We start from the raw sequence: 11,397 nt of genomic DNA on the forward strand, positions 1-11,397 counted from the left end.
CATTTCAATATTGATTAATGGCATCACAGGATTCGGTTCAGTGTTCAGGTTTATTTCAACAGCATCACGTTGCCGCGGAACGGCACGATCGCTGCATTTTCGCAAATGAATTCGATCACATAGATATACACGTCCGGGTCGGCGGGTTTGCCTTTGGCAGTACCATCCCAACCTGCAGCCGGATCATTGGCTGCAAAATTCCTTCTCTCGAATAACAGCTCTCCCCAGCGGTTGAAGATCTTCATGCTGTTGATACGCGTGATATTGCTTCCCCGCGGATAAAAGCGGTCGTTATGTCCATCGTTATTGGGAGAGAAGGTATTGGGGACGAAATAATTCTTGTCGTTACACTGCACATTCACAGTGATGCCCTGGTTGTTCGTACAGCCGTACTGGTCAGTAACCTGAACAACATATTTGGTAGTGAATTTCGGGCTGGCCACAGGGTTAGGACAATCATTGCAGCTCAGGTCCTTTGCCGGCACCCAGTTCCAGGAAACGATATCACCGGTATAACTTACCGGAAGCGTAATGCTGCCACCTACAGGTATCACAGGGTCCTGTTGAACTGTAATAACAGGCAATGGTGGTACCTGTATCTCCGTGCTGGTGTTTCCGCTGCATCCGAGCAGATTGGTAGCCTGCAATCTGACGGTGTAGGTGCCGCTGGCACCATACTTCACCGTGGATGTTTCTCCATTGCCGCCAGGTTCCCATTTCCAGGTGATGGCAGTATCGGGCACCTGCAGTGTTGCGCGCAGTGGAAGCTCACTGTTGATGCAGACTGTGGGGCCTCCATCGATCAATGGTGCAGGAGTACGGAAAACGCGCACAGTATCCACCATTACGCTGCTGCAACCAGCTCCTGTTACAGCTGTGAGTGTTGGATAATAAGTGCCTGGTTCAGTATAGCGATGAGAAGGATGATCTTCAGTTGATGTAATTCCATCGCCGAAATTCCATTCACGTGAAAGGATGGGATCGAAACGCGGACGGGTATAATCGGTGAAGAATATTTGTCCTTCGTCACAGAATCTTTTTCTGTCCATTCCGAAGAGTACTTCTGCACCGAGGATCTGTACGGTGCTTGCAAAGCCCCTGGTCACCTGGCACCCCATATTATCTCTCAGGGTAATGGTTGGTCTGTAATTATTCGGTGCAGTGTACATGTGCTGCAGGTTCTTTGATTGCGTATTGTCACTGGCTCCATCCCCGAAATTGAAAGTGAAGGAAGTGTAATCAGGAGTGGTGATGGTGAAATCTACTACCAATGTATCACAGGCCGAAGTTGGACTAAAATTTACATTGGTATTGGCAGCGGGATCTATAACTCTCACGATGCGGCTGACTGAATCCAGGCAACCGCCAATTCCAATCACGTAAAGCTTAGCCGTATAAGTTCCAAAACCATTATAGAAATGATCTGGTTCATCGAGGGAGGAAGCGCCGCCATCACCAAAATCCCAATAGAAGGATTCGTAATCCTGAGATCTGTTGAAGAATTTTGTTTGCAGGGGCGGGCAAATAGTGGTGGTGTCTTCAATATCGAGGGCCGGTTTGGGCGTTTTCAATATCACATAATCGTTTCTTACCACAGAATCTGTACAGCCGTTGGCATCGGTCACTTCCAGTTTTATCCTGAAAGTATTGCCATCGGTTCCCTGGAATGCGTGAACAGGGTTTTGCTGAGTGGATGTGCTGCCATCTCCAAAATCCCATCGGTAACGGAGGATATTGGCGGAGGAAGTGTCTGTGAATGTAATATTGGTGCGGGGGCAAACAGTGGTATAGTCTGATCTGAATCCGATTGTTGGGCCTGATATACGAACAGGTAGCGGGTCTGTGTAAACGCCCTGGCAGCCATTTGCGTCAACTGCTGTGAGTTTTACGATATAAGTGCCCGTATCTGCATAACGGTGTGTGAAGGGAGGCGCTGTGAAAGTGGATGTAGTGCCATCCCCGAAATCGAAGATCCATTGACTGATTGTTACTGCTGAAGTTGTTTGGTTTGTAAAGGTGATCGCATTGTTACGGCAGGTTCCCCGGATGGAAGGAGTGAACCTTGCCCTTGGTCCATTGATCACTATGGTTTGCGCCGGTGAGGTACGGATACAGTTATGTATGTCGGCAATGCGTAATCGTACATTGTAATTTCCCGGATTAGGCATGTTGACCTCATGATTACGATCACCGGTAACGAAGGGGCCGCCATTGATTGACCAGAAATAAAGGTGGATCTTTGCCGGATCGCTATTGATGGTCTCGAGCATTACCGGACTATTGGTACAGGCCGGTTGTGGAGAGATCCTGAATTCCGGGCTCTCATCTGCGAGCACCAGATTTCTTGTAGCCGTATGTGTGCAGGATCCATTTGTTACCCGGAGACGGATTTGGTATGGACCGGGACCGGCATAGGTACGTGCAGGAGGGCTTGCTGCGGTGGATGTGTTACCATCTCCAAAATCCCATAAATAGGAAACGGGAAGGGAGTTATCAACTTTAGAGGTATTAATGAAATTGTATCGATTGTCTACAGAACAATCAGCTGTATACTGAAGGGATGCCAGTGGTGGTTTGTTATGGATCACTGTAGTAACCGGAAGGCTTGGACATTTTTGATAATAGGCGATCAACTGAACGGTGAAATTACCGGTGTCTCTGTATCGGTGCGATGGGTTGCGCTCAACGGATGTGTTGCCGTCCCCAAAATCCCAAAGCCATTCATCTGTCCCCGCGTCAGACAGGTTTGCGAACCTGACCTCTGCTGCTGCACAGATATCTGTTGAATTGGCTCTGAATGCTGCTGTCTTTCTGGTTCCTGTTTCAACTGCATCCGGCAGTGTATAAGTTTGCGTGCAGCCACCATTGGTAACTACCGTTAATGTAAGTGCGAATTTTCCTTCTGTTGTATAGTTAGCCACTGGAGTGGGGCCGGTTCCCGTTTGCCCATTCCCAAAATCCCAGGCATAGCTTCTCACTCCGTCCGGTGCTGACACATTGGCGCGGGGAGAGAATCTAAAGGGAATACAACCTCCCGCAGGCGTATTAGTGAATCTGATCTGAGGCTGCCTGATACGGACAAATGCGTTTTTCGTAATCGTATTCGAACAGCCATCAGCGTTAGTGATGGAGAGTGTAACATTGAAATCTCCTTCCCGCGTATAGGTATGCGAAGGATTCTGTGCGGCGGATGTATTGCCGTCTCCGAAGTTCCACAACCAGGTTGCAGCAGCAGGTGCATTGGCCCTGAAATTAACGGTGAATGGTGCCTGGCAGGCACTTGTAGACGGAGCGGAAAAGTCAACAGCAGGTTTATCTGATACTACTATAGGTTTGGTGATCGAGTCCTTACAGGCTCCATAGGTGTTTACAATTTTTATATTGTAGGTGCCTGGTGCTGTATAAGTGGCGGTGGCTGTTGGCTGATCAGAAGTTTCTCCGTTCCCAAGTGACCAGGAGGAACTGATAGCTGTTTTTGATGATGCATCAGTAAAAGTGACGAGTGTATTAAGACATGCCCCTGCCGGACCTGAAAAATCCGTAACAGGTGTACTGATCGTAACAGGTTTGGTGATAGTATTGGAACAACCATACTGACTTCTTGCAGTGAGCGTAACATTGAAAGTGCCGGTAGCTGTATAGATTGCAGTAGGATCTGTTGTTGTGGAGCTGGTGCTGTTCCCGAAATTCCATTGATAAGTCAGTGTGCCGGGGCCGCTGGTCTGATTACTGAAGTTCACATTGAATGGGGCACGACAGGTAGGCGGCGGCGTGAAATTGAAATCGGCAGTTACTCCGGGTGTAATCCGGATCATTCTTCCCACAGATCTCGATGCCACACAACCCGAAGCAGAAGTAACTCTCAGTGAGACTGTATAGAAACCTGGTTCGGTATATGATTTAACCGGATTTTGCTGATTGGAGGTAGTGCCATCCCCAAAATCCCAATACCATTCAGTAATGGGACTGTTGTTAGGAACACTTCTGTCTGTAAATTGTATAGAAGACGGAGCGCAGGCGATGGTCTGGCTGGCAATAAAATTAGCCTGTGGGGATTCGCTTACTGTAATGTAGTTAGTTCTTGTAATGGAATGTGTGCCATCACCATTTCTAACGGTGAGAGTTACAGTATAAGTACCGGGCTGGGCATAAGTAACGCTGGGATTTTGCAGATTAGAAAATTGTCCATTCCCGAAATCCCAGCTCCAGTATTTTGGACTGTTGGAAGATTCATCCCTGAAAGCCACTCCCAATGGGGCACAACCTGATTGGCGGTTGGAAGAAAATGCAGCTACAGGAGCCTGTGCCGCAGCCTCCTGCAACAAAGCCAGTAATACTAACGTACAAAGCCAGAGTCTTTTCAAGCAAGAAGTATTATGGTCACAAAAAGGTAACTGAGCCTAACAGGGTTTTCAACAGGGTACGGATTAAAAAACGGGCAACTACCGGATAAGGGTTACGTTACCTTTCTCATTGAATATTGTATTGTTGGTACAAACTACTTCCAGGGTATAGATGTATACATCGGGTGACGCGATCTTCCCTTTATGTATTCCGTTCCAGCCGGCGGTAATATCGTTGGGCTGGAAATTGGTCCTTTCAAATACCAGATCTCCCCAGCGGTTGAACACACGGAAGGAGCGGATACTGAACACGCCCTTTCCTCTTGGATAGAATACGTCATTATGCCCGTCTGAGTTGGGCGAGAACGTATTCGGGATAAACAGGTTGCTATTATCGCAGAATACGTGCAAGCTCACCATATCCCTGCTTAAACAACCGCCTTCATTACTCGCTTCCAGGGTGTACATGATTGTTTGCCTGGGAGCCGCAACCGGTGTAAGGCAGTCAGTGCAACTCAACCCTGCTGCGGGCGTCCACCTGAAATAGGTAGCATCGGGCGAGATACTTCCTTTCAGGATAACTGTTGACCCTGTCCCCATTTTCTGATCCTCTCCTGCATTAACCACCGGCCAGGGATACACGACAACCGGTACATAAGCCGTATCTGTAAAACAATTCCTGTCATCTTTCCCCACCACACGATAGGTCACTGAAGCATCGGGCCTTGCCTTCGGCCGGTCTGCGTCTGCTCTGTCGAGCCCTGTGGCAGGATACCATTCATAAAGCTCTGCTCCATTCGCAAACAGGTTAACACTTTCTCCCTTGCAGAGCGTATCTCCCAAATGGGCCTGTACAGTGAATGGTTGTTTTACGGATACACGTATCGTATCAGTGGCTTCACAACCAAACCCGTTGATCCCTCTCACCTGATAGGTGGTATTCACCAAAGGTGATGCCAAAGGTGTGGGGCATTGAAGACAATTCAGGGTATTATCGGTTTGCCATTGATAAGTATTGGCTCCGGAAGCGGTGAGCGAAGCAGTAGCACCGCGACAGATAACCTGGTCAGGACCTGCGTCCAGCGCAGGAAGAGGATAAGCCTGTATATTTTTCAGAACAGTATCTGCGCAACCAGTTGAGTTAGTAACGATCAATTGAACAGCATATTGTCCGGCATTGGTAAATGTGATGGAGCCGGGGCTTTGCACTGTTGCGGTATTCCCATTCCGGAAATCCCATTTCCAGCGAAGGGAAGAAGTATCGGGTTGCAACAGTTTACCTTCAAAGCTCAGCACAGCCGGTATACAGGCGCCTGCAACACCGGAAATATCGGCCACGGGAGCCGCCACGATCTTCACCGGAAGCGGAAGTTGCGCTACATCGGTACAACCCATCCTGGTGGTCACTTTCAGGGAAACGGGATAGAGCCCGGGCTGCTGAAAATAATGGACAGGATTTTTGACACCGGCGCTGCTGCCGTCTCCGAAATTCCAGTCATAGCCAGTGATCTGATCGTTAGACAAAGACTGGTCATTGAACATTACCCTGCCTGAATCGCAGAGCACCTGAAGATTATTACTAAATGCCGCATCAACGTCATAGATCCTGATGGTGTCTTTGCCGGGAATGGGAACGCGGCAACCTTGCGGGTCTTCAAGTATCATTTTGGGGAGATAAACTCCCATTGTTGAATATGCGTGGCTGGATATGGCGCCGTCAGTAGTATTGGTGGTGCCATCATTGAAATCCCAGATGAATTTTGCTGCATTGGCGCTGGTGCCTGTAAATCTGATAGAGGTAGGTGCGCAGCCGGATGTGTTATCATAGGTAAAACTTCCTGTAGGTCCTTTCACATCCATGGTGGCGAATGCGGAATCCTTACAACCACCTGCACTTGTGATCAGCAGCTTTGCGCGGTAGGTACCGGGATAAGTATAAAAATGAGAAGGCGTTGCCAGGTTGGAACCTGTGCCATCGCCAAAATCCCAAACCGCCCTGGTGAAGTACTGGCTCTCATTGGTGAAAGCAGAAACGAGCGGCGGGCAATTGGTAGTTGTCTTATCTACCGAGAATGCCGCCTTCGGATTACGGATAGCAATATACGAAGTACGGATCAGGGAGTCTGAACAACCGATCCTGTCTTTCACTACCAGTTTGATGGTGTATAAGCCTTCCGCCTGGAATGCATGTGAAGGGGCTTTGGCAGCAGAACCTGAGCCGTCGCCAAAATCCCAGGTGTATTGCCCCGCATCGGAAGTGGTTTGATCCAGAAAACGTACCGGAGCGCCCACGCAACTTAGTGTGTCGGGAGCGTTGAACTTTACTACCGGCCTTGAGATGTTCACGGCTTTGGAAAGAGTGCGGCTGTGAGAGCAACCTTTTGAATCGGTAACTGTGAGTTGGATATTATACACTCCCGGAGTGGTATAAGTGTGCTCAAATGGAGCGGTATTACGTGTTTCAGTGGTGCCATCGCCATAGTTCCATGTCCATTTGCTGATAGGATGGGTTCCATCGGAAACTGACTGGTCGTTGATGGTAATGGTAGCGCCCGGGCAAACAGCGGGATTAGCCGGAGCGAATGCTGCAGTTGGTCCATTTACCCTGAGCACATCAGTTTTGGTGATGGCGTCGCCGCAACCGTTTCTATCGGTAATGGTCAGCCGAATGGTATAGTTACCGGATTCGTTGAAGGTAACGCGGGGCTGTTGACCGGTTGGACTGGCATAAGTTGCCCCGTTGCGGAGGATGGTCCAGTTCCAGGCAGTGATCTGTTGCGGATTGCTGGTGATGGCATTCAGCGTAATGGAACTGCCTTTACAGATATCCGTATTGCTGATAGTGAAGTCTGCTTTCTCGTTGATCACCACCACCTGCCGTTGACTGATATGCTCGCAGGTGCCGTTGGTAACGGTTAGCCTTACGGTATAATTCCCCGGTTGTGCGTAGGTGTGAACAGGATGCTGTGTGGTGGAGGTTTGACCATCGCCGAAATCCCATTTCCATCCTGTTGCGCCTTTGGACTTGTCTGTGAAGGAGCGGGTAAGTTTATCGATACAATTGGTGGGAACTGTGAACAGGGAGATCGGAGGGCGAATATGAACGATCCTCTGAATGGTTACAGAGTCTTTGCATCCATTGCTGGTCACTACCAGTTTTGCGTGAAAGTAGCCGGTGTCTGTAAAATAATGCCCGGGGTTCTGGATATTGGCATATCCGCCATCACTAAAATACCAGTCCCATTCATCGATCACCGCGCCGGTACTTTCGTCCCTGAAAAAGATCTGTTGATTGGCGCAGGCATCGGCCGGATTGGCGGAAAATGCGGGAAGAGGCCTCAGGCCTGCTTTTACAGCATCCCGTACCACAACGGAATCTGTACAACCGCCAGCGGTAGTGTATACTACTTTTACGGTGAAAGTGCCGGCGGTGGTATAAGTGTGCTGTGCATTCATTTGATTGGCGGTGCCGCCATCGCCGTAATACCATTGCCAGTTTACGATTGGATCGATAGAAGTAACGGAAACGGATGGTTGAAATACCAGGGGAACACAACCTTCAACAGGAAGGTTATCGATCTTCACCACAGGCGCACTCACCTGTACCAGTTGTTTTTTCTCGAGTGTATCTGTGCAGCCGGCAGCGTTGGTCACTACCAGCTTTACATTGTACATACCATTGGACGTATAGGTGTGGGAGGCAGTGGCGCCGGTACCCTTGCTGCCATCTCCAAAGAACCATTCCCAGCCTACTGCTCCGGTTGTCTGGTCTGTGAAGTTCACGGTATGCGGGGCTTTACAACCAATAGCATTGGTAGCCGTGAATGCTGTGGCTGGTTTGGCCAGCACCTGTACAGGTTTGGTGATACTGTCTTTACAATTACCAAAATCTGCCACCAGTTTAATGGTGAAATTGCCCGGCTGGCTGAACACTTTTACAGGGTGCAGTGCAGTGGAGCTGCTGCCATCACTGAAAGTCCAGACGGAGCTGACCGGAGCGGGAACAGAAGCATTATTGATAGTGACCGGTTGACCTGCACAGATCTGGGCGGGTGTATTGAAATCGGCATTGGTATTTCCGATATTGATCGTATTCACTTTTATAAGGGAATCGCTGCAGCCGGTTGCGTTCTTTACTATCAGCTTTACTGTGTAAGTGCCGTTGGCTGCATAGATGTGCGCTGGATTGAGATCGGTGGATGTTTGTCCATCACCAAAATCCCAGAGATAGTTCAATGTTCCGGTGCCTGAACTGCGATTGGTAAAGCGGATGGTTGCCGGCGCCTTGCAACTGTTGGGAGAAGAGAAAGTAAAATTGGCTTTTACTCCATTTTGCAGGCTGATATAATTTGATCTTGTAAGCGTTTGCTCGCAACCATTGGAGTTCTTCACCCTGAGCGAAATATTGAACTGGCCGGCTGTTGTATAAGTGTGAGAGGGATGCTGATCAGTGGAAATTGTACCGTCCCCGAAATCCCATTGCCAGCTGGTGATGGTACCGCTCCCGGGATCACTGAGATCTGAAAGCTGTACTGGCAGCGGAAAGCAGCCTGTTGTGGAGGAGGCGGAGAAGTTCACGGTTGGTAATGCATCAACTGTGATATAACCAGTGAGTGTAACCGAATCTTTCTGAGTATCGTTACCTGCAACAAGTTTTACTGTGTAAGTGCCGGGATTGAAATAGGTAGTGGCGGGATGCTGGAGAAAAGAAATGGTGCCGTTACCGAGGTCCCACCGCCACCAGGTGGGATTGCCTTTGGAGGCATCGTTGAATTGCACTATAACAGGTGCGCATCCTTTTTGGACGCTTGCCGTGAAGGCAGCAGACATTTGCGCATAAGCCACACTGTTACACATGATAACAGTCAGGCATAGGTTTAGCCAGGCGGTACGTGTCATGATGGTGTTCCCTTATAAGATATTTGGATGATCCGAGACCGGAAGGTAGGATTTTTCTAAGGGTTTACCTGTAAATACAGCCTGGTATTATAAAAAAATATTTTGAGTAAGATCCTCTACAGGAAAGGATCTTAGTGAGTTATAAGTGTTTTTATTTATTCGTTTGATTTAAGTCAATTCGATTTTGGAGATCTGATTATTTTTTTCGAAGATGAAGGATGTTCTTACCGCCCTGAATGCTCATTTCGGCTTCCACATAATCCATGTAGCTGTCCGTTATCTTCCAATGTCCATTCACTTTTTTCAATGGATCGGTAGCCGTTGGAAAAAGGGCGCTGATGGATGCATTTTCGAGATTACCCTGCCATGTGCCTTTGTCGGGCTCATGGCCGTTACGAAGTCCCTGCACTGTTCCATCGCGCTGGAAGCGGAATTCGTAATCGTTGAACGAAGCGGTAATATCGGTTGCGTTCTCCCGGTAATGCTCAACGTACCAGGCGCCGCTGGTGATGGCGTTCATCAATTCGGCCTCGATCTTTTTTTCGATCATTTTTTTGCAGCCGGTTGTTGCTGCCAGGAGCGGCAGCAGGATAAGGAGTAAAAGTTTTTTCATACAGATATTGGATAATTGTTATGCGTAAATACTCTCGTACTTACGTTGCAGGTACTGCAGAAAATAGCTGATGTTCAGCGTTTCTCCCGTTACCTTTTTGCATAACTCCTCACTGTTGTACATCCTGCCGTAACGGTGGATCTGTTCACGCAGCCAGGATAATAACGAATGCGCATCTCCTTTTTGTATCTGTGTATCCAGTCCGGGAATGCTTTTTTCAGCCATGGTAAAGAATTGTGCTGCATAAAAGCTTCCTAAGCTGTAGGTTGGGAAATATCCGAAACTGCCATGGCTCCAGTGCACATCCTGCAGGCAGCCCTGCTTATCATCGGGTACTTTCACGTTCATGTATTTCATGTAGCGTTCATTCCAGAAGGTGGGAATATCGGCGGTAGTAATGGCGTTTTCCAGCAAAGCTTTTTCCAGCTCATAGCGGATCATTACATGGAAATGATAAGTGAGCTCATCGGCCTCGGTGCGGATAAGCGAGGGCGTTACCTGGTTGATGCCTTTGTAAAATTGTTCGGCATTCACAGCCTGCAGCTGTTCAGGGAAATACTGTTGTAATACAGGCAGGTAATGCCGGCACCAGGCCATACTTCTGCCTACATGATTTTCCCAGAGGCGTGATTGGGATTCATGAATGGTGAGTGAAGCGGCTTCGCCGAGCGGCAGGCCATACTGCAGCTCAGGCAGGCCCTGCTCATACATGGCATGACCGGCCTCATGGATACAGCTCCATACCATATTGCCGAGATCGTTCACATCGATGCGGGTGGTAACGCGTACATCGAGGCTGTTGAAATTGGTGGTGAAAGGGTGCTCTGAAATATCCTGACGCCCTGCTTCCATATCGTAGCCGAGCCCGCGGATCAGTTGCATGCCGAAATCCCATTGTTTGTCTTTCGGAAAATGCTGCTGAAGGAAACTGTTGTTCACCTGCGGGCGGCCCTGTATCTTTTGCAGTAATACTTTGAGTGGCTCGCGGATGGTGTCGAAAGTTTTGTCGAGCAACTGCACATTCGAACCTTTATCATAATCGTTGAGCAGGGCATCGTAGCAATGGTGCTGGTAACCGAGGATCTCTGCTTCTTCTTTTTTCAACTTCACCAGTTCTGCCAGATCGCCTGCAAAAACACTGAAGCTATTGGCCTTGCGGGCTTCAATCCAGCTATGATAACTTTTGTTGATCACTTCTGTGAGATGACGTACAAAAGCGGCTGTGAATTTTTTGTTCCGGTTGTAATCCTCAAGTGTGAGCGCTACGTTCCGTTGCTGTTCTGCATCCAGGTCATGCCGCGATGAAAGCTCCTGTAACAGTACTCCCAGTTTGTCTGTGGTGAATTCCTCATGCGCTATTTCGGAAAGTGTGGCCAGTTGCTGACCACGGAAGCCGGCACCTTTGGGAGGAAGATAAGTTTCCTGGTCCCATTGCAATACGGCGGATGCATAACGAATATCCGCAATGCGACGCATCGCGGACTGGTACTGGTTGTATAGTTCGGCTGAATTGGATGATGTGATCATAGTGCCAAATATCAT

At 48.7% G+C, this 11,397-nt stretch carries 4 protein-coding genes; all 4 read right to left on the reverse strand.

Features of this window, described 5'->3' with window-relative positions:
• Nucleotides 1–50 precede the first annotated feature (50 nt).
• The 4 genes from FSB84_RS11260 to FSB84_RS11275 all read right to left on the reverse strand — a co-directional run bounded on the left by FSB84_RS11260 (nucleotide 51) and on the right by FSB84_RS11275 (nucleotide 11,382).
• A complete protein-coding gene (locus FSB84_RS11260) occupies nucleotides 51–4,364 on the reverse strand; it encodes a PKD domain-containing protein (RefSeq protein WP_130541460.1) in 4,314 nt (1,437 codons plus the stop codon).
• A 78-nt stretch (nucleotides 4,365–4,442) separates the two neighbouring features.
• Complete coding sequence (locus tag FSB84_RS11265) at nucleotides 4,443–9,242, reverse strand: PKD domain-containing protein (RefSeq protein WP_130541459.1); 4,800 nt, start codon at nucleotides 9,240–9,242, stop codon at nucleotides 4,443–4,445.
• A 196-nt stretch (nucleotides 9,243–9,438) separates the two neighbouring features.
• Complete coding sequence (locus FSB84_RS11270) at nucleotides 9,439–9,855, reverse strand: hypothetical protein (protein ID WP_130541458.1); 417 nt, start codon at nucleotides 9,853–9,855, stop codon at nucleotides 9,439–9,441.
• Between the two features lie 18 nt (nucleotides 9,856–9,873).
• Entirely contained in the window at nucleotides 9,874–11,382 is a 1,509-nt protein-coding gene (locus tag FSB84_RS11275) for a carboxypeptidase M32 (RefSeq protein WP_165434909.1), read from the reverse strand.
• Between the last annotated feature and the right edge of the window lie 15 nt (nucleotides 11,383–11,397).

The organism is Pseudobacter ginsenosidimutans (assembly GCF_007970185.1).
In the GTDB taxonomy this organism is placed as follows: domain Bacteria; phylum Bacteroidota; class Bacteroidia; order Chitinophagales; family Chitinophagaceae; genus Pseudobacter; species Pseudobacter ginsenosidimutans.

Bases quoted from the DNA above. Each gene is read 5' to 3' on its own strand.
- FSB84_RS11270 (WP_130541458.1), bottom strand. From the start codon at position 9,855: ATGAAAAAACTTTTACTCCTTATCCTGCTGCCGCTCCTGGCAGCAACA.
- FSB84_RS11275 (WP_165434909.1), bottom strand. From the start codon at position 11,382: ATGATCACATCATCCAATTCAGCCGAACTATACAACCAGTACCAGTCC.
- FSB84_RS11265 (WP_130541459.1), bottom strand. From the start codon at position 9,242: ATGACACGTACCGCCTGGCTAAACCTATGCCTGACTGTTATCATGTGT.